The organism is Ornithinimicrobium humiphilum (assembly GCF_006716885.1).
GTDB classification, from domain to species: Bacteria; Actinomycetota; Actinomycetes; order Actinomycetales; family Dermatophilaceae; genus Ornithinicoccus; species Ornithinicoccus humiphilus.
The window spans coordinates 986,450-1,007,326 of sequence record NZ_VFPU01000001.1; the positions used below are offsets into that span (position 1 = coordinate 986,450).

Annotated in this window: 22 protein-coding genes and 1 tRNA gene; 14 read left to right on the forward strand and 9 right to left on the reverse strand. The window is 73.7% G+C overall.

The window, feature by feature from the left end; genetic code table 11:
• Positions 1 to 23: 23 nt before the first annotated feature.
• From FB476_RS04545 to FB476_RS04555, 3 genes are read left to right on the forward strand one after another with little or no spacing between them, the layout of a single operon-like run.
• Positions 24 to 686: a hypothetical protein gene (locus FB476_RS04545; RefSeq protein WP_141817727.1), complete on the forward strand. Its 663-nt coding sequence runs from the start codon at positions 24 to 26 to the stop codon at positions 684 to 686.
• Positions 687 to 725: 39 nt separating this feature from the next.
• On the forward strand, positions 726 to 1,586 hold the full coding sequence (locus tag FB476_RS04550; RefSeq protein WP_238329545.1) for a helix-turn-helix domain-containing protein: 861 nt from the start codon (positions 726 to 728) through the stop codon (positions 1,584 to 1,586).
• A gap of 40 nt (positions 1,587 to 1,626) precedes the next feature.
• Positions 1,627 to 2,010, forward strand: a complete 384-nt coding sequence (locus FB476_RS04555; RefSeq protein ID WP_202876899.1) for a VOC family protein — start codon at positions 1,627 to 1,629, stop codon at positions 2,008 to 2,010.
• Here FB476_RS04555 and FB476_RS16890 read toward each other — a convergent pair.
• Positions 2,007 to 2,177, reverse strand: a complete 171-nt coding sequence (locus FB476_RS16890; protein WP_238329546.1) for a hypothetical protein — start codon at positions 2,175 to 2,177, stop codon at positions 2,007 to 2,009. The genes FB476_RS04555 and FB476_RS16890 overlap by 4 nt on opposite strands.
• A 637-nt stretch (positions 2,178 to 2,814) precedes the next feature.
• Between FB476_RS16890 and FB476_RS04565 the strand changes: the two genes are divergently transcribed.
• The gene (locus tag FB476_RS04565; RefSeq protein WP_238329547.1) at positions 2,815 to 4,059 is read left to right on the forward strand and encodes a glucose-1-phosphate adenylyltransferase family protein; all 1,245 of its coding nucleotides are present in this window, start codon (positions 2,815 to 2,817) and stop codon (positions 4,057 to 4,059) included.
• Between the two features lie 45 nt (positions 4,060 to 4,104).
• On the opposite strand, the gene FB476_RS04570 is transcribed toward FB476_RS04565, so the two are convergent.
• Both FB476_RS04570 and FB476_RS16350 read right to left on the reverse strand, forming a co-directional pair.
• Entirely contained in the window at positions 4,105 to 4,329 is a 225-nt protein-coding gene (locus FB476_RS04570) for a DUF6191 domain-containing protein (RefSeq protein ID WP_141817728.1), read from the reverse strand.
• Positions 4,330 to 4,353: 24 nt separating this feature from the next.
• A complete protein-coding gene (locus FB476_RS16350) occupies positions 4,354 to 4,500 on the reverse strand; it encodes a hypothetical protein (RefSeq protein WP_170233520.1) in 147 nt (48 codons plus the stop codon).
• Here FB476_RS16350 and FB476_RS04575 point away from each other — a divergent pair.
• From FB476_RS04575 to FB476_RS04585, 3 genes are all read left to right on the forward strand, one after another.
• On the forward strand, positions 4,499 to 5,080 hold the full coding sequence (locus FB476_RS04575; RefSeq protein ID WP_141817729.1) for a hypothetical protein: 582 nt from the start codon (positions 4,499 to 4,501) through the stop codon (positions 5,078 to 5,080). The genes FB476_RS16350 and FB476_RS04575 overlap by 2 nt on opposite strands.
• 88 nt (positions 5,081 to 5,168) lie before the next feature.
• Positions 5,169 to 5,852: a YcnI family copper-binding membrane protein gene (locus tag FB476_RS04580; protein ID WP_141817730.1), complete on the forward strand. Its 684-nt coding sequence runs from the start codon at positions 5,169 to 5,171 to the stop codon at positions 5,850 to 5,852.
• On the forward strand, positions 5,849 to 6,424 hold the full coding sequence (locus tag FB476_RS04585; RefSeq protein ID WP_141817731.1) for a copper resistance CopC family protein: 576 nt from the start codon (positions 5,849 to 5,851) through the stop codon (positions 6,422 to 6,424). The genes FB476_RS04580 and FB476_RS04585 overlap by 4 nt, the downstream gene beginning before the upstream one ends.
• Positions 6,425 to 6,571: 147 nt before the next feature.
• Here FB476_RS04585 and FB476_RS04590 read toward each other — a convergent pair whose 3' ends face one another.
• The 4 genes from FB476_RS04590 to orn form a co-directional block, all read right to left on the reverse strand.
• Positions 6,572 to 8,233 (reverse strand): ABC transporter permease, encoded by a 1,662-nt coding sequence (locus tag FB476_RS04590; RefSeq protein WP_141817732.1) that lies wholly within the window; start codon positions 8,231 to 8,233, stop codon positions 6,572 to 6,574.
• Complete coding sequence (locus FB476_RS04595; protein ID WP_141817733.1) at positions 8,230 to 9,150, reverse strand: ABC transporter ATP-binding protein; 921 nt, start codon at positions 9,148 to 9,150, stop codon at positions 8,230 to 8,232. Before FB476_RS04595 ends, FB476_RS04590 begins: the two co-directional genes overlap by 4 nt.
• Positions 9,147 to 9,812 carry a TetR/AcrR family transcriptional regulator gene (locus FB476_RS04600; protein ID WP_141817734.1) on the reverse strand — a complete coding sequence of 222 codons (666 nt, stop codon included), beginning with the start codon at positions 9,810 to 9,812 and terminating at the stop codon, positions 9,147 to 9,149. Before FB476_RS04600 ends, FB476_RS04595 begins: the two co-directional genes overlap by 4 nt.
• Before the next feature lie 85 nt (positions 9,813 to 9,897).
• Positions 9,898 to 10,500, reverse strand: coding sequence for an oligoribonuclease (orn, locus tag FB476_RS04605; protein WP_141817735.1), 603 nt, complete (start codon positions 10,498 to 10,500; stop codon positions 9,898 to 9,900).
• Positions 10,501 to 10,543: 43 nt separating this feature from the next.
• Here orn and FB476_RS04610 point away from each other — a divergent pair, with 43 nt between their 5' ends.
• Positions 10,544 to 11,779 carry a PrsW family intramembrane metalloprotease gene (locus tag FB476_RS04610; RefSeq protein WP_141817736.1) on the forward strand — a complete coding sequence of 412 codons (1,236 nt, stop codon included), beginning with the start codon at positions 10,544 to 10,546 and terminating at the stop codon, positions 11,777 to 11,779.
• Positions 11,780 to 11,795: 16 nt separating this feature from the next.
• Here FB476_RS04610 and FB476_RS04615 read toward each other — a convergent pair.
• Positions 11,796 to 11,868 (reverse strand) — tRNA-Arg (locus FB476_RS04615).
• Between the two features lie 49 nt (positions 11,869 to 11,917).
• Here FB476_RS04615 and tyrA point away from each other — a divergent pair.
• The 6 genes from tyrA to FB476_RS04645 all read left to right on the forward strand — a co-directional run bounded on the left by tyrA (position 11,918) and on the right by FB476_RS04645 (position 20,095).
• Positions 11,918 to 13,072 carry a bifunctional chorismate mutase/prephenate dehydrogenase gene (gene tyrA, locus FB476_RS04620; RefSeq protein WP_141817737.1) on the forward strand — a complete coding sequence of 385 codons (1,155 nt, stop codon included), beginning with the start codon at positions 11,918 to 11,920 and terminating at the stop codon, positions 13,070 to 13,072.
• A gap of 125 nt (positions 13,073 to 13,197) precedes the next feature.
• Complete coding sequence (locus FB476_RS04625) at positions 13,198 to 14,904, forward strand: dynamin family protein (RefSeq protein ID WP_141817738.1); 1,707 nt, start codon at positions 13,198 to 13,200, stop codon at positions 14,902 to 14,904.
• Positions 14,901 to 16,547 (forward strand): YfjP family GTPase, encoded by a 1,647-nt coding sequence (locus tag FB476_RS04630; protein ID WP_238329548.1) that lies wholly within the window; start codon positions 14,901 to 14,903, stop codon positions 16,545 to 16,547. The genes FB476_RS04625 and FB476_RS04630 overlap by 4 nt, the downstream gene beginning before the upstream one ends.
• Before the next feature lie 142 nt (positions 16,548 to 16,689).
• Positions 16,690 to 17,190, forward strand: coding sequence for a single-stranded DNA-binding protein (locus FB476_RS04635; protein WP_141817739.1), 501 nt, complete (start codon positions 16,690 to 16,692; stop codon positions 17,188 to 17,190).
• Between the two features lie 200 nt (positions 17,191 to 17,390).
• Entirely contained in the window at positions 17,391 to 19,073 is a 1,683-nt protein-coding gene (gene ettA, locus FB476_RS04640; RefSeq protein WP_141817740.1) for an energy-dependent translational throttle protein EttA, read from the forward strand.
• 95 nt (positions 19,074 to 19,168) lie between these two features.
• Positions 19,169 to 20,095 (forward strand): pseudouridine synthase, encoded by a 927-nt coding sequence (locus FB476_RS04645; protein ID WP_238329549.1) that lies wholly within the window; start codon positions 19,169 to 19,171, stop codon positions 20,093 to 20,095.
• On the opposite strand, the gene FB476_RS04650 is transcribed toward FB476_RS04645, so the two are convergent.
• Positions 20,004 to 20,636, reverse strand: coding sequence for a GNAT family N-acetyltransferase (locus FB476_RS04650; RefSeq protein WP_141817742.1), 633 nt, complete (start codon positions 20,634 to 20,636; stop codon positions 20,004 to 20,006). The genes FB476_RS04645 and FB476_RS04650 overlap by 92 nt on opposite strands.
• Between the last annotated feature and the right edge of the window lie 241 nt (positions 20,637 to 20,877).

Below are 20,877 nucleotides of genomic sequence, written 5' to 3' on the forward strand. Positions count from 1 at the left end.
ACCGCCCGTGGTCAGGACGACCCGTGGAGGTCCTCCTGACCCCTGACACCGACGTCTGTTCGACGCTGACCCCCTCCCGGCGGACCCTCGTGACGGGAGCCGCCTGGGCGCTCCCGGTGGTGGCGGTCGGCTCCGTGGCGCCGGCCGCGTGCGTCGGGTCGTTGGTCGGGGCCCAGCTCGACGGCCGGCCCGCCAGCGAGCCCTATCCCGGCTGTGGTGCCGACCTTCCCCGCTTCGCCGTGAGCGTGCAGGTGGTGGTCACGGCCTGCGCCGGTCAGTCCGTCTGCCTCCGGGTCTACGACCTGGGAGACGAGGACGCCCCTGACGCGGGCCTGCGCTCCCGCCTGTGGTGGAGCTATGCCGACCAGAAGGCCACCCCATCCTCGGGCCCACCGCTCCTCTTCGTCGAGAAGTGCGTCACGGTGCGGGGGACGAGCACTCCTGTCCCGGTCGACTTCGCCGTGCCGGGCGACGACGTGCGGAGCCAGACGGCGTTCCTGTCCGCGACCTCGAGCTCGGTGGGCAACATCGGCGTGCCCGGGAGCGGGAACGCCGGCATCCACGTCAACCCCTGCTTCTTCGGCGAGGCCGGCACCACCAACCGGGTCGCGAGGTTCTTCTACCGGTACGAGGGCACCGGGCCCTGGGTGCCCGGCGGCTACATCCTCGCCACCCGACCCGCCTGACCCCTGCCGGGCGCGTCCCGTCCCCGGTACGGTGGCGACGTGGGTGGGGGCACGGCATACCTGCCGAGGAAGCCGCACCCGGCGCTGGCGCCGTATGTCATCTCGATGGCGGCCTACGACATGTCGCTCGGCGCGCCGGGGGTGCACCGCGGCCTGCCGTCCCCCGCGCTGACGCTCGTGCTGCCGCTCGGCGAGGCGATCGACGTCGGCTGGTCCGGTGCGCCGGCCACCCGCGCGCCCCGCAGGTCGCTGCTCTCGGGGCTGCACGTGGCGCCCGCCGCGATCCACCACGACGGCCACCAGACCGGGGTGCAGCTCATGCTCACCACCTCCGGGGCCCGCGCGCTCCTCGGGCTGCCGGCTGCCGCGCTGTCGCGGGAGCTGGTCGAGCTCGACCAGCTCGACGCCATCGCCGGGGCGCCGCAGCTGCGCTCCCTGCCGGAGCGCCTGCACGCCGAGGACGACCAGGAGGAGTTGCTGCGTCTCACGGAGACCGCGCTGCTGGCCGGGCTGTCGCGGCACGACGGCCCCGGTCCCCGGCCCGAGGTCGCGCGGGCCCAGCGGGCGCTGCGGCACGGCATACCCGTCTCCGAGGTGGCTGTAGAGGTGGGGTGGAGCCGGCGCCACCTGTCCGAGCAGTTCCGGGCCGAGTGCGGCATCGGCCCCAAGGAGTACCAGCGCATCGCCCGCTTCCAGGGCTCCGTCCGGCTCCTGCTGGAGGCCGGGCGCGCGGGGCGGGTGCGCCTCGCCGACGTGGCGGCGGACGCGGGCTACGCCGACCAGTCGCACCTGACGCGGGAGTGGACCGCGCTCGCCGGGTGCACCCCGACCCGGTGGCTGGCCGAGGAGTTCCCGTTCGTCCAAGACTGGCGCGGCGAGGTCGACGACGATCGTCCGTGACGGCCGCGGTGGCCGTCGGGACGACACGAGGAGGAGACCTGTGGACGTGGGGATGTGGCTGAGCCTGACGTGCGAGGACGCCGACGCGATGATGCGCTGGCTGACCGTGCTGGGCTTCGAGGAGCGGGCGGTCTTCCGCGAGGAGCGGGACCCGTCGTTCGTCCAGAACGCCGAGTACCGGTGGGCGAAGGGCGGCGGGGTCATGATCTCGACCTCTGCCGAGCGGTCGGCGTGGCCGGTGCGCCCGGGCACCGCCGCGGTCTACCTGCTGTGCGACGACCCGGACGAGCTCCACGCGCGGGCGCTCGCGGCCGGGGGCACGTCGCTGCGCGAGCCGGACGACCAGGACTACGGCGGACGGGTCGCCGTCGTGCGCGACCCCGAGGGCAACCTCTGGTCGGTCGGGACCTACGCGGGGGCCTAGCCGTTCCACCCGCGGACGCGGTGGAGGGTGGCCGCCTTGGGATAGGTGCCCCCGGGCGGGCCGATCTCGAAGAGGTCGACGAGGAGGAACATCGGGTAGTCGGGTGCCTGGTCCAGGTGCCGGACCACCCGACCTTCGCACTCGATCTCGGTCCGGCCCTCGCCCACGACACGGACCAGGTATGCGGTCGGGTCGCGTCGAGCGGGACCTCCACCTCGGCCAGGTCCGTGGCCAGCCGCGGGTCGCCGTGCGCCTTCAGGCCGCAGCGGGCCCGGGTCGCGTGCGGCGAGACGGCGTCGGCGTCGATCTCGAAGAGGCAGATCTCGCCCGCCTCGTCCGGGGCGCGGTGCTCGGTGCCGACGAGCCAGGCGGCGAGCATGCAGCCCGGGGCGGTGGTCGCGCTGACGGTCACCTCCACCCGTCCGGCCGAGGGCGCCCACAGCAGCCTCGTCGGGGTCGCCGTGCGGACGACGAGACCGTCGGGCCGATGGCGGTGGGTGCCGACGGCCGAAGGGGCGCCGGAGAACGTGCCGGTCTGCAGGTTGGAGACGCGGAGCGGGGCGTCCTCGGGGCGCCAGTCGGGCTGGTCCTCCTCGATGCGCAGCTGCAGCCCGTCGGGCGTCGACCGGTAGCGGGCCCGTGAGCGTCGGGCGTGGTCCAGTGGGGCAGGTAGTGGTCCACCCACAGGTCGGGGCGCGGAGGACCGGTGAAGTCGTCCTCGACGTCCGGGGCTCGGTCCGGGTGCACGCTCCCAGCGTGCCCGTCCGGCCGCCCCGGACGCCAGGGAAGCCGTAGATTCGGGCTGTGCTGACTCTTCCCGTGGGACTGCGGACGCTCGCGGTCGTCCAGGCGGGCGGCGCCGGCTCCCGCATGGACGTCCTGACGCGCGAGCGTGCCAAGCCCGCGCTGCCCTTCGCGGGCAGCTGCTCCCTCATCGACTTCCCGCTGTCGTCGCTCTCCGCGAGCGGGGTGGCCGACGTGTGGGTGAGCGTGCAGTACCAGTCCGCCACCCTCGACGCCTACCTCGCGGGCGGACGGCCGTGGGACCTCGACCGCAGCCGCGGCGGCCTCCGCCGGCTCACCCCCGAGGAGGGGTCGGGCACGGCGCACGACGCCGGCTTCGCGAGGGGCAACGCCGACGGGCTCTTCCGGATCCGCGACGACATCGCCGCCTTCGCACCGGACGTGCTCGTCGTGCTGTCCGCCGACCACGTCTTCTCCGCCGACCTGCGCCCGATGATCAGCCGCCACCTCGAGCGCGGCGCCGAGTGCACCGTCCTCACCTCGGAGGTCGGGGTGCAGGAGGCGACCCACAACATGGTCGTGTCCACCGGGCGCGACGGCCGGGTGCGCGCGGTGGACTACAAGCCGTCCTCGACGGACAACGGCACGGTCGCGGTCGAGATCTTCCTCTACGACCCCGTCGTCCTCGTCGCCGAGCTGGAGCGCCTGCGGGCCGAGCTGCACACCGAGGCCGAGGACGCGGGGGACACCGGCCTGGGCGACTTCGGCGAGCACCTGCTGCCCGCGCTCGTCGAGCGGGGTCGCACGTATGCCGATCCGCTCCCGGGCTACTGGAAGGACGTCGGCCGGCCTGCCGTCTACCTGCAGGCGCACCGCGACCTGCTCGCCGGACGCGTGGACGTCTTCGACCACCTGGACCGGCCGGTGCTGGGCACCCGCGTGCCCGGGCCGCCCGCCTGGTGCGCGGAAACGGCACAGGTCCAGGACGCCATGCTCACCGCGGGGAGCCGGGTGCGCGGGACCGTGCGTCGCAGCGTCCTCGGCCCTGGCGTCGAGGTGCAGACCGGGGCGGTGGTCGAGGACAGCGTCCTCCTGGGCGACGTCGTCGTGGAGGCCGGGGCCGTCGTGCGCACGGCCGTCCTGGACGAGCGCGTCGTGGTCGGGCGGGACGCCCGCGTGGGGGAGACCCCTGCCGGGACCCGGCTGACCGACGAGGCGGTCACGCTCGTGGGCCGCGACAGCCGGATCGGCCGGGGCGCCGTGGTCCCCGCCGGCGGCCGGCTGGAGCCGGGCTCGACGACCTGAGGGTCACAGCTCCTCGACGGCGGCGGTGAGCGGGCCGTTCGCGGGTCAGGCGTCGTCGGTGACCTCCCCGGCGGCCGTGGTGCCCGCGTCCTGCTGAGCCGCTGCAGGGGGCAGGAGGATCACCCCGCGGTCGAGGTCGACGGTGGCCGCGCTCGGGTCGTCGTCGGCCTCGGAGCCGGGCAGCTGGGCCTCGATGCGCTTGCGGTCGCGCTCCTCCGCCAGGTGCTTGTGCCCGGGGTTGAACAGCTCGATGACGTCGTCGAGACCCATCCGTGCCACCTCCTGGGGCCGACCCTACGCCCGTCGCGCAGGAGCCGCCGGGGGCGGCCGCCCGGACAGCGCGGCATACCCGACCCCTGGGGGCTTGACCGTCCCGAGCACCTGCCACCATGATGCGCGCGGTGCCGCGACGGTCGCGCACCGGGTGAAGGAGGTGCGCATGCCCGGCATCCTGCCGCGACTGCTGCGCGCCCTCACCGTCACCACCGTCGTCCTCGGCCTCTCCGCGACCGCCCACACCCGGGCGGGCGCCCACCTGCCGGGCCCGGTCGTAATGGCCGCGCTCGCCGCGGTCGTCCTCCTGCTGGTCCTGCCGCTCACCCGCAGGACCCTGCGCCCCGTGCCGCTGCTCGCGCTCCTGGGAGCCGGTCAGCTCGCCCTGCACCACGTGCTCGTGCTGCTCACGGCCACCGCACGGTGCGCCCCGGTCGCGGTGCACGAGCACCACACCGTGCTGGTCTGCGACGGGATGGTCGAGCAGGCCGCCGCGCACGGCGCCACCACCACGTCGATGGTCCTGGCGCACGTGCTGGCGACGCTGGCCAGCGCCGCCGCCATCAGCCACGGCGAAGCCGTCCTGCGCGCACTCCTGGCGCCGGTGCGCTCGCTGCTCGACCTGCCCCAGCCGGTCGTGCTCCCGGTCGTCCCGCGCCAGCGCGTCGCGGGCCTCTCCTTCGTGCCGTGCGGGGGTGCGCTGGTCCTGCCGCCCCCGACGCGAGGGCCGCCGCCGGTCAGCTGCTGACCCTCTCGCGCCCACCGGCGCGCATCCCTCTTCTTCTTCGCTCCATCCGGCGCTGCCTCCTGCGCGGCGCCGCCCGAAAGGACCTCTCATGAACGTTCGTCGTCCCCTGCTCGCCTCCGCCGCCGGCCTCGTCCTCCTGGGCCTGGGCCTGCCCCCCGCGAGCGCCCACGTCACCGTCGCACCGTCGACCACGGAGGCGGGTGCCTACACGGTGCTGACCTTCGCGGCCTCGCACGGCTGCGACGGCTCGCCCACGACCTCCTTCACCATCTCGATCCCGGAGACCATCGCCGACGCCAAGCCCACCGTCTACGACGGCTGGGACGTGGAGAAGATCGAGGAGGAGCTCTCCGAGCCGATCACCACCGCCGACGGCGTGACCCTGACCAAGCACGTCGGCAAGGTCGTCTACACCGCGAGGACCCCGCTCGAGGACGGCTACCGGGCCGCCTTCGAGATCCAGGTCCAGAACCCCGACACCCCCGGCGAGACGCTGGCCTTCCCCACGCTGCAGACCTGCCTGGAGGGGGCGACCGACTGGGCCGAGCTGGCCGCCGAGGGTCAGGACCCGCACGACCTCGAGGCCCCGGCGCCGACCTACACCGTCACGGAGGCCTCGGGCGGCCACGGGGCGGAGACCGGCGAGACGTCGGCGGCGGTCGAGGCCGGCTCCTCGTCGGCGCTCGGCTGGGTCGGGGCGCTGCTCGGTCTGGTCGGCGCGGTGCTCGGGGCCGTGGCCTTCCAGCGCACCCGCTCGACCGCCCGCTCGTGACCTCCTGGTCCGCTCACCAGTCCCGCCCGGCCCTCGTGGCCGGGTGGGGCCGGACCCTCGGGCCGGTCGTCGCGGTGCTCGTCCTCGTCCTGCTCACCTGGTGGGCACCGGCCGGGTCGGCCCACGACCGGCTGCTGTCCTCGGAGCCGGACCAGGGCCAGGTGCTCGAGACCGTCCCCGAGGCCATCGAGCTGACCTTCAGCGACGTCCCGGTGCCCCTGGGCTCGCAGGTGGTCGTCGAGGGGCCCGACGGCCGCGACTGGGCGACCGGGGACCTGCAGGTCGTCGACACGGTCGTCCACCAGCCCGTCGACCCGGCCGCCCCCGCGGGCGACTACACCGTCCGCTGGCGGGTGACGTCCTCCGACGGACACCCGATCACCGGCACGGTCGAGTTCTCGACCCGCTCCGGAGGAGCGCCTTCTGGGGCCGCTGACCAGGGCGTGACCGTCGGGGCCGTGGACGCCGAGCCCGGCGGCGGGGGCCCGAGGCTCGTCGTGGCGGGCGCCGCGGTCCTGGTCGTGCTCGCAGGCGCCGTCGCCCTCGTGCTGCGGAGCCGGGCCCGGGCCTGACGCGCGCCGGGCCGGGGACCCGCCCGACCTCGCCGACCTCGAGGGTGCACGTGCACCCTCGAGGTCGGTGGCCCCGGGCGTGCTCCGGCCTGCGGGCGGGCGTCGCGCGCCAGGGGTATGTCGTGAGCCGCTCGGGGCGCTCCGCCCTCAGCGAGGTAGGTCGCGCCGCCGCAGCCCGACGACGCCCGCCGCGCTCAGCAGCACCGCCAGTGCCGCCATGACCAGCAGCGGCGTCCACGCCAGGTCGACGCCCGGCACGAGGGGCGTGCGCGCGAGCGGCGCGAGCCCGGCGGCCCAGTCCGGCAGGTCGAGCAGGCCGCCCAGCCAGACGACCAGGCCCGACCACAGGACCGGCGCCCAGGCCAGGGCCGACCAGCGCGGCAGCAGGCCCACGAGGGCGACCGCCACGGCGCCGTGCAGCAGGGTGGCCGGCACGTAGGCGAGCGACGCGGCCGTCAGCTCGACGACCCAGCCGGCGTCGCCGGTGGCGAGCATCACGCCGACGCCGACGCCCAGCCCGAGCAGCACGAGCGCGGCCAGGGCCCAGAGCGTGACGGTCGCGCACCAGCCGGCGAGCACCGCGGTGCGCGAGCTGCCCGACACCAGCAGACCCTCCAGGCGGCCCGCCTGCTCCTCGCCCCGCAGCTGCAGCACGCCCCAGACCAGCAGGGCCGGCGGCCCGATGCCGAGGATCGAGAGCATCACGGCCGCGAACGAGCGGGTGAGGTCGGCGAGGTCGATCTCGACCCAGTCCGTGATGGCGGGCATCTCCTCGACCATCCCGTCCAGCGCCGTCGCGAGCGTGCCGAAGGCCACGGCGAAGAGCACCAGCCCGATGGCCCAGGCGACGAACGTCCCGGCCGTCAGACGCCAGGCCAGCCCGGCGGGGGAGAGCAGTGAGGCCCGCGCTCCCGCAGGGCCGGGGCTCGGGGGCCGCAGCCCGGCCCCCAGGTCGCGGCGGCGGGCCAGCGACGCGGCCAGCACCAGCAGCACCACGGTCGCCACGACGGGCAGGACCAGCGGCCACCACCGGAGGTCGACGTAGAGGCGCGTCTGCTGCGCCCACGCGAAGGGGGAGAACCACGACAGCCACGAGCCCTGGCTGTCGATCACGTCGCCCACGCCGCGGACGAGGAAGGCCAGCGCGACGGCGCCCAGCCCGGCTCCGGACGCCGCCCGGGCGTGCTCGGTGACCTGGGCCGCGACCGCCGCGACCCCGCCGAAGACCATGCCGGTCAGGCCGGCGGCGACGGCGAACGCCACGGAGTCGACCGGCTCCATCCCCGTCCCGACGAGGGCCGCGGCGACCGAGAGGGCCACGGCCAGGTTGGCGACGGCGACGGTGACCAGCGCGGCCGTGGGCGGGGCGAGGCGCCCGACGGGCAGGGCCCGGACCACCTCCAGGCGGCCGGACTCCTCCTCGGCGCGGGTATGCCGCACCGCCAGCAGGACGCTCATCACCGCCGCGGGCGCGAAGATCCACAGCGAGAGCTCGTTGGCGACCATCGCCCCGAAGGTGTAGTCGTCGAGGGCGAACGCCGGACCGGTCATGAGCACCGCTGCCGGGTTGTCCATGAGCGCGGCGCGGGCCTGCAACGACTCCGCGGTGGGGTAGGTCGCCTCGAGGGAGGCGACCGAGCCGGCCACGAGGGCGAGGAAGGACAGCGCCCACGCCGGGATGCGGACCCGGTCGAGGCGCAGCATCAGCCGCACCAGCCACCCGGTCCCGGCGAACGGCTCGACGGCACCGGGCGGCTCCCGGTGCCGCGGGGCGGCCGTGGTCGGGGCGGTCGTGGTCGCGGTGCTCATGCCACCGGCTCCCGCTCGCGGAGGTCGTCGCCGTAGTGCCGCAGGAAGAGCTCCTCGAGCGACGGGGGCGTGATCGTCAGGTCGGTCACGGCCAGCTCGGCCAGCCGGGGGAGCAGGGCGGTGACGTGGACGTCGTCGACGTCGAGGCGCAGCCGCCCGTCCTCGGCCGTGAGGTTGTGCACCCCCGGGGCGGCCGTGAGGGCGGACGGGTCCGCACCGGGCGGCAGCGTGGCGGTGACCGCGGACCGCGTGAGGTGGCGCAGGTCGGCGAGCGTGCCGGTCTCGACGTCGCGCCCGGCTCGGATGATCGTCACGGTGTCGCAGAGCTTCTCGACCTCGGCCAGGATGTGGCTGGAGAGCAGGACCGTGCGGCCCTCGTCGCGCAGCCGGCGCACCTCGTCGGTGAAGACCGCCTCCATGAGCGGGTCGAGGCCGGAGGTCGGCTCGTCCAGCAGGTAGAGCTCGACGTCGGCCGCGAGCGCCGCGACCAGGGCGACCTTCTGCCGGTTGCCCTTCGAGTAGGTGCGGGTCCTGCGGGTGGGGTCGAGCTCGAAGCGCTCGAGCAGTTCCTGCCGACGCTGCCGGTGCCGGGCGTCGCGCTGCCCGCGGGTGAGCACGTCGATGACCTCGCCGCCGGTGAGGCCCGGCCACAGGCTGGTGTCGCCGGCGACGTAGGCCAGCCGGCGGTGCAGCGGTACGGCGTCGTGCCAGGGGTCGAGCCCCAGCACGCGGGCGGTGCCGGAGTCGGCCCGCAGCAGGCCGAGCAGCACGCGGATCGCGGTGGACTTGCCCGCCCCGTTGGGGCCCAGGAAGCCGGCGACCTCGCCGGTCCGCACGGTGAGGGAGAAGCCGTCGAGCGCGCGGGTGGCGCCGAAGGTCTTGGTGAGGTCGCGGACCTCGATGGCGTGCTCGGTCATGGTCCTGCTCCTTCGTCGGGCGGGAGGGTGGCGAGAAAGGCGTCGAGCATCGAGCGGTCGGTGAGCAGCGGCTCGGTGTAGAGCTCGAGGGCGGGGCCGAGGACCAGGAGGGAGTAGTCGCGCAACCAGCGGGGCAGCTCCTCGAGGTCGAGGTGCTCCTGCTGGGCCGGCAGCTGCAGGAGCAGCGAGCCCAGCGACTGCTCGACCATCATCCGGGCCCGCTCCTGGGGGAACCGGCTGGGCCGCACCAGACCGGCGGCCTCGCCACGGCGCAGGTAGTCGACGGCGTCCGCGACGACCGCGTCGACGAAGGCGCGCTGGCGCGGCCCCCCGGACTGCAGGACGCGTAGCACGTAGCCGACGGACGCGGCATACCCCTCGATCTGCGCGAGCTGCACGAGCAGCGTGGCGCCGCCGCCGGAGGCCTCGTCGGTGAGCAGCTCGGTCTTGGCGTCGTGGATCTGCACGAGCACGTGCTCGTCGCACGCCTCGCGCAGGCGCTCGCGGGAGCCGAAGTGGTGCAGGATCAGCCCCGCGCTGACGCCGGCGTCGGCCGCGATGGTCCGCAGCGGGGCGCCGGTGCCGTCCTGGGCGAAGCGCCGCACCGCGGCCTGCAGGATGCGGGCCCGGGCGGTCAGGTCGGCGCTCGGTGTTGAACGCATGTTCAGCACGCTACACGCGTGTTCAGCCCACGTCTACGGAGTCATCATAGGGAGAGAGGGAGGGACGGGCCCGCGGCCCCGCGCGTCAGGCCTTGCGGGCGTGCTTCGCGGCGATCTGCTTGAGGGTGCTGCTGTCGAGGCCGGGCTGCGGCAGGAAGACGGCCTCGCGGTAGTAGCGGAGCTCGGCGATGCTGTCGAGGATGTCGCCGAGGGCGCGGTGGCCGCCGATCTTGGCGGGGGAGGCGTAGTAGGCGCGGGGGTACCACCGTCGGGCGAGCTCCTTGATGGAGGAGACGTCGATGATCCGGTAGTGCAGGTGCGACTCGAGCTCGGGCATGTCGCGGGCGAGGAAGACACGGTCGGTGCTGACGGTGTTGCCGCCGAGCGGGGCCTTGCGGCCCTCGGGCACGAAGGAGCGGACGTAGTCGAGGACCTGGGCCTGGGCGTCCTCGAGCGTCGTGCCGGACTCCAGCTGCGGCAGCAGGCCCGAGCGGGTGTGCATGTCGCGGACGAAGTCGCCCATCTGGTCCAGAGCCTCCTGGGGAGGCTTGATGACCACGTCGACGCCCTCACCAAGGATGTTCAGCTCGGAGTCGGTGACCAGGCAGGCCACCTCCACGAGCGCGTCGGCCTCGGTGTCGAGGCCCGTCATCTCGCAGTCGATCCACACGATCCGCTCGTCACTCACGCTCCGAGCCTAGTTCCCCGCGGCGCGCGATAATGTCGCGGCCATGCTCCCGCCGCCTCATCAGCCCCCGACGGGTGCGCCCCACCCGCCCTCCACCGGCCCCTCCGCGGGGACCTCGGGCGGGTCCTGGCAGGGTGTGCTCGCCTTCCAGCCCGACGCCCCGGTGCCGCCCAACGCGACCCATCGGCCGAGGCTGCGCGGGTTCGTCGTCACGGGCGTCGTCGTCACCCTCTTCGGGCTGGCGGCGCTGGTGATGGGCCTCATCGTCTACGACGTGATCGGCCTGGCCGCGGCGGGCCTGGCGATGCTCACGGCCTCGATCGCGATCGGCATCGTCGTGCCGACCTTCCTGTGGATCGACCGGCTGGAGGCCGAGCCCGCGCGCCTGCTGTGGTTCGCCTTCCTCTGGGGCGCGCTCATCTCGACCCTCGGCGCGATCGTGCTCAACCAGCTCGGCGTCGACTTCGTCGCGGGCCTCGACCAGGACCCCATGGTGGTGGGCGCGGTCGTGCTGGCGCCGCTGACCGAGGAGTTCGCCAAGGGGCTGGGCGTGCTGCTGATCTTCTGGCGGGCGCGCCGGGAGTTCAACGGCGTCACCGACGGCATCGTCTACGCCGGCCTGGTCGCCGCGGGCTTCGCCTTCGTCGAGAACATCCTCTACCTCGGCCAGGCCTACGTGGAGATGGGCACCGCCGGGCTGGTCGGGCTCTTCGTCATGCGCTGCCTGGTCAGCCCGTTCGCCCACCCGATGTTCACGGTCTGCTTCGGCCTGGCCCTGGGCCTGATCACGCACCGCCGCCGCTGGTCCGCCGCGTGGATCCCGCTGCTCGGCTTCGTCTCGGCCGTCTTCCTGCACGGGCTGTGGAACTACAGCGCGGTCGTCGCGGCCGACGCCTACCTGCTGATCTTCGCCGTCGTGCAGGTGCCGCTCTTCATCGCCTTCCTCTTCCTGCTGCGCTGGGCCCGCCGCCGGGAGTCGGTGATCCTGCGCGACACCCTCACCGGCTACGGCATCAACGGCTGGTTCACCCCGGCCGAGGTCGCGATGCTGGCCAGCCCGGGCGAGCGCCGCCGCGCCCGCCGCTGGGCGCGCAGCGTGGGCGGGCGCCGGGCCGCTGCCGCGATGACGTCCTTCCAGGACGAGAGCGGCGAGCTGGCGATGGTGCGCAAGCACCTCAACGCCGAGGCGGGCCACCCCGACCCGGAGTGGCTGGGGCGCGAGCAGCGGCTGCTGCAGACGATCGTCGCGCACCGGCGCGTGTTCGTCGCCGGTGCGTGACGGCATACCTGCGGGGCGCCCCCGGCAGGACTCGAACCTGCAACCTACGGATTAGAAGGCCGGTGCTCTATCCATTGAGCTACGGGGGCAGACGAGCAGAGTGTAGAGGGGTCGGAGCGGCGGACTAGGATCGCCCGCATGCCGGGACCTTCGCCTGACCGGGCCGGCGGGGCCGAGGCCCCGCTGGCCGAGCTGCGCGCGCAGATCGACGAGGTCGACGCCCAGATCGTCGACCTGCTCGCCCGTCGCCTCCAGCTCGTCGGCGAGGTGGGCGAGGTCAAGGGCCGCCACGGGCTGCCGATCTACGCACCTGAGCGCGAGAGCACGATGATCGAGGCCAAGCGCGAGCTCGCCGCGCGGCGCGGGGTGCCGCCGGACCTCGTCGAGGACGTGCTGCGCCGCTGCATGCGCGAGGCCTACGCCCACGAGAAGAACATGGGCTTCACCCGCCAGGCGCCCGACCTCGGCCCGGTCGTCGTGGTCGGTGGCGGCGGCAGGATGGGCTCGCTCTTCGCCCGCATGCTCACCCTCTCGGGGTATGACGTGCGCGTCGTCGAGCGCGACGACACCCCCGAGCAGGTGGCCGGGGCCGTGACCGACGCCGGCATGGTCGTCGTCTCGGTGCCGATCGCCGACACCGTGCGCGTCATCCGCGAGCTGCCGCCGCTGCCGGCGGACTGCCTGCTCGTCGACCTGACCTCGACCAAGCGGGCCGCCGTCGAGGCGATGCTCGAGTCGCACCCGGGGCCGGTGCTGGGGCTGCACCCGATGTTCGGCCCCGACATCGACAGCCTCGCCAAGCAGGTCGTCGCGGTCGTGCCCGGTCGGGACCCCGAGGCCTCCCGCTGGCTGGTCGAGCAGATCAGCCTCTGGGGCGCCCGGGTGCACGAGATCGGTGCGCAGGAGCACGACGAGATGATGGGGCTCATCCAGGCGCTGCGGCACTTCTCGACGTTCGTCTACGGCTGGCACCTGGCCCACGAGGACCACGACCTGTCGGAGCTGCTCGCGCTGTCCTCGCCGATCTACCGGCTGGAGCTGGTCATGGTCGGGCGGCTCTTCGCCCAGGACCCCGAGCTCTACTACGACATCATCACCGCCTCCCCGGACGTCGTGGCGCTCATCCAGCGCTACCTCACCCGCTACGCCCAGGCCTTCGAGCTGCTGCTGCGCGGCGACCGGGAGGAGTTCGTCGCGCGCTTCCGCGAGATCGGCGAGTGGTTCGGCCCGCACGCGCAGTCCTTCCTCGCCGAGTCGCGCAGCCTGCTCGCGCACGCCGACAGCACCCGGTGAGGCCGGCCTCCTCGGGGGCCGGTGCCGCGGTGGCACCGGTCGTGGCTCGCGACACGCCCGGACGGGGGCTCGCCCGCGGCGGTTCGTGTTGGTCGCACCGGTCGTGGCCTGCGAAACTGGGCCACGTGAACCACAAGGATCCCGCTGAGCTGCTCGCCGCCGTCGAACACCTCCGGGACTCCGCGGACACCGTGCGCCTGCCGCTCGTGCTGGAGGGGGCCGAGGAGGCGCGCGCCGCGCGCCAGCAGCTCGTGCAGCAGCTCGACGACTACGTGCTGCCACGGCTGCGCTCGCTCGACGCGCCGCTGCTCGCGGTCGTGGGCGGCTCGACCGGTGCGGGCAAGTCGACCCTGGTCAACTCCCTCGTCGGCGAGCAGGTCAGCCGCACCGGCGTGATCCGTCCGACGACCCGTGCCTCCGTCCTCGTCCACACCGAGGAGGACACCCGCTGGTTCACCGGCAAGCGCGTGCTTCCCGGCCTGGCCCGCGTCTCCGGCGACGCCGAGGGCGGCGCCGCCGACGACCCGGGCTCGGTGCGGCTGGTGACCAACGACTCGCTGCCCTCGGGGCTGGCGTTGCTCGACGCCCCTGACATCGACTCCGTCGTCAAGGCCAACCGCTCGCTCTCGCGCCAGCTGCTGGCCGCCGCCGACCTGTGGCTCTTCGTCACCACCGCCGCCCGCTACGCCGACGCCGTGCCGTGGGACCTGCTGCGCGAGGCCTCCGAGCGCGGCACCTCGGTCGCGGTCGTCCTCAACCGCGTGCCCCCGGAGGCACTCGACCAGGTGCGCCTGCACCTGGCCTCGATGCTGCGCGAGCAGGGCCTGGGCAAGGCGCCGATCTTCACCGTCCTCGAGGTCGACCTCAACCAGGGGATGATCCCGGTCAAGCACGTCGAGCGGCTCCGCAGCTGGCTGCAGTCGCTGGCCGGGGACGCCCGCGTCCGCTCCGTCGTCATCCGCCGCACGCTCGCAGGCACCCTCGGCACGCTCGACGGCCGCGCCCTCGTCGTGGCCGAGGCCGCCCAGCAGCAGGCCGCGGCGCACGCGGCCCTCGCGAAGGTGCCGCGCACGGCATACAAGGACGCGCTGTCGGGCGTCTCCCAGGGCGTCCAGGACGGCTCGCTGCTGCGCGGCGAGGTGCTGGCCCGCTGGCAGGAGCTCGTCGGGACCGGCGAGTTCCTGCGCACCGTCGAGGCGGGCATCGGCCGCCTCCGCGACCGGGTCGCCGCCTACTTCACCGGCAAGCAGGTGACCTCCGAGCCGCTGGGCGACGCGATCCAGACCGGCGTGGCCGCGCTGGTCACCTCCCACGGGCAGGTGGCCGCGAGCACCGCGACCCGGACGTGGAAGCAGCTGCCGGGCGGCGCCGAGCTGGTCCGCGAGCACCCCGAGCTGGGCAAGGCCTCGCCGGAGCTGTCCGAGAAGGTCGAGCGGCTCATCCGCGACTGGCAGGGCGAGGTGCTCGAGCTGGTGCGCGACGAGGCCGGCTCGCGCCGGGCCACCGCCCGCTACCTGGCGTTCGGCGTCAACGGCCTGGCGGTGCTGCTCATGATCGTGGTCTTCAGCATGTCCGCGGGCCTGACCGGCGGCGAGGTCGCCATCGCCGGCGGGTCGGCGCTGCTGGCGCAGCGGCTGCTGGAGGCGGTCTTCGGCGACCAGGCCGTGCGGTCCATGGCGACCAAGGCGAGGAAGGCGCTGCTCGTGCACGTCGAGCAGCTCTACGACGACGAGCGGGCGCGCTTCGAGCGCGTCCTGGAGGAGGTGGCCGTGCCGGAGCAGGCGGCCGAGGAGCTGCGGGAGGCTGCGGCGGACGTGGAGGGGGCCCGGTGAGCAGGCGACGCAGCGCCGGACGGAGCCCGGGTATGGTGCCGCTCACCGAGCGCGCGGAGCGCCTCCGCTCCGCCCTCGACGTGGGTGGTGACCAGCTCGACCCGATGGCGTCCGAGCAGGCCCGCGGGGTCGTGGACCGGGTCAAGGAGCGGTGGGCGCTCAAGGGCGGCCGCACCGTGGTCGCGCTCGCCGGCCCGACCGGGTCGGGCAAGTCCAGCATCTTCAACGCCCTCGTCGGCAACGAGGTGTCGGTCATCAGCCCGCGCCGTCCGACGACGTCGACCGCCAGCGCCGCCGTGTGGGGCGAGGAGCCCGCGGGCGAGCTGCTCGACTGGCTCGGCATCGACGCGCGCCACCAGGTGGAGACGGCCGAGGGCCAGGCCGAGCTCGACGGGCTGGTGCTCGTCGACCTGCCCGACTTCGACTCCCGCGAGCTGCGCCACCGCGTCGAGGCCGACCGCATCCTCGAGCGCGCAGACGTCTTCGTGTGGGTCGCCGACCCGCAGAAGTACGCCGACGCCCGGCTGCACGACGACTACCTCCAGCCGCTGCGGCACCACGACACCGTCATGCTCGTCGTCCTCAACCAGGCCGACCGGGTCAAGGACCGCGACGACCTGCAGCAGGTGCGCGAGGACCTGCGCCGGCTGGTGCGCGACGACGGGGCCGGCGACCACGAGGTGATCCTCACCTCGGTCCGCACCCAGGAGGGTCTGGCCGAGCTGCGCGGCCGCATCGCCCAGGTCGTCAGCGCGCGCAACGCCGCGGAGGCCCGGCTGGTCGCCGACCTGCGCACCAGCGCCGAGCACGTCGCCGAGGGCGTGGCCCCGACGACGCCGGAGCTGACCACCTCGGCCGACACCAGGCTCCACGAGGCGCTCAAGGTCGCCTCGGGCGTGCCCGTCGTGCTCGACGCGGTCGAGCGCGACTACCGCCGCCAGGCCAACGCTCGCGCCGGCTGGCCCTTCACCCGTTGGGTCTCGGGCCTGCGCCCCGACCCGCTGCGCCGGCTGCGGCTCGGCGACGACACCCCGTCGCCGACCGGCATCGCGCCGTCCGACGTGCGCGCCGTGCTCGGCCGCTCGTCGCTGCCGTCGCCGACCCCGGCCGCCCGGGCCAACGTGCAGCTCGCGGCCCAGCAGGTCGCCGAGGACGCCGGCAAGGAGCTGCCGGTGCGCTGGCAGGAGGCGCTGGTCGAGGCGGCGAGCCCGTCCGAGGGCAACCTCGCCGACGCCCTCGACCAGGCCGTGATCAGCACCCCGCTGCGCTCGCGCGCGCCGCTGTGGTGGTCGGTGCTCGGGGTCCTGCAGCTGCTGCTGGCGCTCGCCGCCGTGGCCGGCCTGCTCTGGCTGGTGCTCGTCGCGGTGCTCGGCTGGTTCGCCGTGCCCACCGAGGTGCCCTTCGTCGGGCCGGTCCCGGTGCCGCTCGCGCTGCTGGCCGGCGGGTTGCTGGCCGGTCTGCTGCTCGCGGCGCTCGCCCGGGTGGCCGCCTCGGTCGGTGCCCGTCGTCGGCGTCGTCAGGTGGAGGAGCGGCTCGACGAGGCCATCGACGAGGTGTCCTACCAGCACGTCCGCCGTCCGGTCCTCACCGTGCTCGAGCGGCACGAGAAGGTGCGCGAGCTGCTGGAGCGCGCCTCGGCCTGAGGCGTCGCCCGATCCACACGGGGCTGTGGCCGACCTGGTCGGTCCACAGCCCCGTCGCTCCCCCTTCTGCACCCGTCCCCGGCGACGCAGGCTGGCTCCCACGACGACCCGTCACCGACGGGCACGACAGGGAGGAACGACGATGGTGGACACGAGGATGACGATCACGGGCAACCTGACCCACGACCCGCAGCTGAGGTGCAGCACCCGCACGGGGGAGCCGTTCGCCACGATCCGGGTGGCGGTCAACAACACCCGCTTCGACCGGGCGTCGGGGCAGTGGGTGCAGACGGGCACGACCTTCTTCGACGTCATGTGCTGGCGCTCCCTGGGAGCCAACGTCCTCAACAGCATGCACAAGGGCGACCCGGTGATCGTGCACGGCAAGTTCCGGCTCAACGAGTGGCAGGCGGAGTCCGGCCCGCGGGTCGACGCCACCATCGACGCCGACGCGGTCGGGCCCAACCTCGGCCTCGGCTCGTGCGACTTCCGTCGCGGCGCGACGAGCTACGGCCTGGACCGGGTGGACGAGTACGACCCGTCCCAGGAGGGGCCGCAGCCCGAGCCGCCGGCGGGGGAGGACGTGCCGCCCTTCGACGAGCTCCCGGAGGAGCAGCCGGCGCAGGAGGAGGTCGCCGCCTGACGGGCGGGCAGCCGCCGGTCGCACCCCCCCTGCGCAGCCGGTCGCACCCCCCTGCGCAGCCGGTCCCACCCCCCCCTGCGCAGCCGGTGGCCCCGCCCCATGAGCCGTCGGTCGCCCCACCCCTGCGTGCCGGTCCGTCCGGCACGGGGCGGCCGACGGCGATTGGGGTCGGCACCGTCCCGACGGATACCCTGGGAGGCATGGCCGAATTCATCTACACCATGACGCGCGCCCGCAAGGCGGTCGGCGACAAGGTGATCCTCGACGACGTCACGATGTCCTTCTTCCCCGGCGCCAAGATCGGTGTGGTGGGACCCAACGGCGCCGGCAAGTCGACCATCCTCAAGATCATGGCCGGGCTCGACCAGCCCTCCAACGGTGAGGCGCGACTGTCCCCCGGCTACAGCGTGGGCATCCTGCTGCAGGAGCCACCGCTCAACGAGGAGAAGACCGTCCTCGGCAACGTCCAGGAGGGCGTCGGCGAGATCAAGGCCAAGCTGGACCGCTACAACGAGATCTCCGAGCAGATGGCCGACCCGGACGCCGACTTCGACGCCCTGATGGCGGAGATGGGTCAGCTCCAGGAGGAGATCGACCACGCCGACGCCTGGGACCTCGACGCCCAGCTCGAGCAGGCGATGGACGCGCTGCGCTGCCCGCCGCCGGACGCCGACGTCACCGTGCTCTCCGGTGGTGAGCGCCGCCGCGTCGCGCTGTGCAAGCTGCTGCTGTCCAAGCCCGACCTGCTGCTGCTCGACGAGCCCACCAACCACCTGGACGCCGAGTCCGTCCTGTGGCTGGAGCAGCACCTCGCCAGCTACCCCGGCGCCGTCCTCGCCGTGACCCACGACCGCTACTTCCTCGACAACGTCGCGGAGTGGATCGCCGAGGTCGACCGCGGCAAGCTCTACCCCTACGAGGGCAACTACTCCACCTACCTGGAGAAGAAGCGCGAACGCCTGGCCATCGCCGGCAAGAAGGACGCCAAGCTCGCCAAGCGCCTCGAGAAGGAGCTGGAGTGGGTCCGCTCCAACCCCAAGGCCAAGCAGACCAAGAACAAGGCGCGTCTGGCCCGCTACGAGGAGATGGCCGCCGAGGCCGAGAAGACCCGCAAGCTGGACTTCGAGGAGATCCAGATCCCGCCGGGTCCGCGCCTGGGCAACCAGGTCATCGAGGTCGAGAACCTGCGCAAGGGCTTCGGCGACCGCGTGCTCATCGACGGCCTGTCCTTCACGCTGCCGCGCAACGGCATCGTCGGTGTCATCGGCCCCAACGGTGTCGGCAAGACCACGCTCTTCAAGACGATCGTGGGCCTCGAGGAGCCGGACTCCGGCGAGGTGCGCATCGGTGAGACCGTGAAGATCTCCTACGTCGACCAGAGCCGGGAGAACATCGACCCGGAGAAGACGCTGTGGGAGGTCGTCTCCGACGGCAACGACTTCATCCAGGTCGGCAGCGTCGAGATCCCCTCCCGGGCCTACGTCAGCCAGTTCGGCTTCAAGGGTCCGGACCAGCAGAAGAAGGCCGGAGTGCTCTCCGGTGGTGAGCGCAACCGCCTCAACCTGGCGTTGACGCTCAAGGAGGGTGGCAACCTGCTGCTCCTCGACGAGCCGACCAACGACCTCGACGTCGAGACCCTCGGCAGCCTCGAGAACGCGCTGGAGAACTTCCCGGGCTGCGCCGTGGTCATCTCCCACGACCGGTGGTTCCTCGACCGCACCGCGACGCACATCCTCGCCTACGAGGGTGACGAGGAGAACCCGGCCAAGTGGTACTGGTTCGAGGGCAACTTCCAGGCCTACGAGGAGAACAAGATCGAGCGCCTGGGCGCCGATGCGGCCCGCCCGCACCGGGTCACCTACCGGCGCCTCACCCGCGACTGACGCCCTCGCCGGCACCTGACCGGCCGATGGCCCGTCGACGCAGGCCCCAGCCACCGCTCCCACCTCGGGACGGGCTGGGGCCTGCGCGTGTCCGGATGCCGGGCCGTCCGGGTCACGCCGAGCCGGGCGCGCCGGCCACGGTCGTGGAGTTCCTGGTCGGCGTGACCGGCGACCCCGACGGGATCGCCCGGCGGGTGGCCGAGGGTGAGGTGGTCCTGGGGGACGGGACCCGGGTGGACACGGCGACCGCCTACGTCCCCGGTGGCGTCGTCTACCTCTACCGCGACCTGGTCGAGGAGCCGGAGGTGCCGGGGGAGCTGACGGTCCTGCTCCATGACGAGCGCACCGGGCTGATGGCCGTCGACAAGCCGCCCTTCCTCGCCACCATGCCGCGCGGGGGACATGTCGCCCAGACGGCGGTGGTGCGGGTGCGGAGGGAGCTCGACCTGCCCGACCTGGTGCCGGTGCACCGACTCGATCGGCTGACCAGCGGCGTCCTGCTGCTCACCACCCGACCCGACGTGCGCGCCGCCTACCAGCGGCTCGTGCAGGAGGGTGGCCTCGCCAAGGCGTATGCCGCGCTGGCGCCGCTGCCCGACGGGCTCGACCTTCCGCTCCTGGTGCGCAACCGGATCGTCAAGGAGCGAGGCTCGCTGCAGGCGCAGGTGGTGGTGGGGGAGCCCAACGCCGAGACGCTCGTCGAGCTCGAGGACGTCGTCTCGCCCGGGGTTGGCCGCTACCGGCTGACTCCGAGGACGGGTCGCACGCACCAGCTGCGGCTGCACCTTGCCGGGCTGGGCATCCCGATCTTCGGCGACCCGCTCTACCCGGTGCTGCGCGAGGTCGCCGTGGACGACTGGTCGACCCCGCTGCAGCTGCTGGCGCGCGAGGTCAGCTTCACCGACCCGGTCAGCGGCGAGCCGCGTCGGATCACGTCGCCGCGCTCGCTGCCGATCCCGCCGGAGGGCGACGCATGGCCCAGACAGGCGGTCCACCATCGGGGATCACGAGGTGGCCACTGACCTCGAACCCCACGCTGCTGTAGAGGGCGACGTTCGCCTCCGAGGAGGTCTCGAGGTAGGCCGGGGCCCCGAGCTCGTCAGCCAGTGCGAGGGCGGGCTGGAGCAGCGCCCGCGCGATGCCCCGCCGGCGGTAGGCGGGGGAGACGCCCATGGTGGCGATCGTGAGGTGCGGCGCGGTGGGTCGGAGGCGGGCGCATGCCGCATCGGCTGCGTTGCTGACCTCGAGCCGGTCGCCGAGGATGGCTTCCTCCTGGGCGCCGATCGCCTCCCGGACGCTCGAGGGGACCTCACGGTCGGGCCGCAGCACGACGATCCCGCCGACGACCGTGTCCTCCGGGCCTCGCGCCACCCACACCTCGCCGTAGGGCAGCCCGACCTCGCCAACCGTCAGCTCGAACAAAGCCCGCAGCCGGTCAGCACGACGGTCGGCCGGGACGATCCACGACGTCCAGGCGTAGGCGCTGAACGCTTCCGCCAGGACTTCAGCCAGAAACTGTGCATCGCTGGGCCGTGCACCCTCGACCCGATAAGTCGTGCTCATGCTCGGATACCGGGAAGGACGCGGGTCATGGACGGAATCGTCGCAGCCCCAGAACGGAGGGCTGAGGGCAGGTGCCCCTGCGCCGATGAGGCGGTCCACCGAACGCCCGATGTGCCACCTGACACGCACCTGCGGAGAGGGTCATGACAGGCCGGATCCGCCGAAAGTCGGATGTTTGAGCGCGAACCTCCTAACGCTTGGACACGCCGAGTGCGGGACGAGCGTGGGGCTACGGTGGCCT

Coding starts and splice junctions, on each gene's coding strand:
- FB476_RS04570 (WP_141817728.1), bottom strand. CDS start 4,329: ATGGGTCTCGACGACGTCATCGAGCTGTTCAACCCCGGGCACAAGCAC.
- FB476_RS04575 (WP_141817729.1), top strand. CDS start 4,499: ATGCCCGGCATCCTGCCGCGACTGCTGCGCGCCCTCACCGTCACCACC.
- FB476_RS16350 (WP_170233520.1), bottom strand. CDS start 4,500: ATGCGCACCTCCTTCACCCGGTGCGCGACCGTCGCGGCACCGCGCGCA.
- FB476_RS04580 (WP_141817730.1), top strand. CDS start 5,169: ATGAACGTTCGTCGTCCCCTGCTCGCCTCCGCCGCCGGCCTCGTCCTC.
- FB476_RS04590 (WP_141817732.1), bottom strand. CDS start 8,233: ATGAGCACCGCGACCACGACCGCCCCGACCACGGCCGCCCCGCGGCAC.
- FB476_RS04595 (WP_141817733.1), bottom strand. CDS start 9,150: ATGACCGAGCACGCCATCGAGGTCCGCGACCTCACCAAGACCTTCGGC.
- FB476_RS04600 (WP_141817734.1), bottom strand. CDS start 9,812: ATGCGTTCAACACCGAGCGCCGACCTGACCGCCCGGGCCCGCATCCTG.
- FB476_RS04610 (WP_141817736.1), top strand. CDS start 10,544: ATGCTCCCGCCGCCTCATCAGCCCCCGACGGGTGCGCCCCACCCGCCC.
- tyrA (WP_141817737.1), top strand. CDS start 11,918: ATGCCGGGACCTTCGCCTGACCGGGCCGGCGGGGCCGAGGCCCCGCTG.
- FB476_RS04635 (WP_141817739.1), top strand. CDS start 16,690: ATGGTGGACACGAGGATGACGATCACGGGCAACCTGACCCACGACCCG.
- ettA (WP_141817740.1), top strand. CDS start 17,391: ATGGCCGAATTCATCTACACCATGACGCGCGCCCGCAAGGCGGTCGGC.
- FB476_RS04645 (WP_238329549.1), top strand. CDS start 19,169: ATGCCGGGCCGTCCGGGTCACGCCGAGCCGGGCGCGCCGGCCACGGTC.
- FB476_RS04650 (WP_141817742.1), bottom strand. CDS start 20,636: ATGAGCACGACTTATCGGGTCGAGGGTGCACGGCCCAGCGATGCACAG.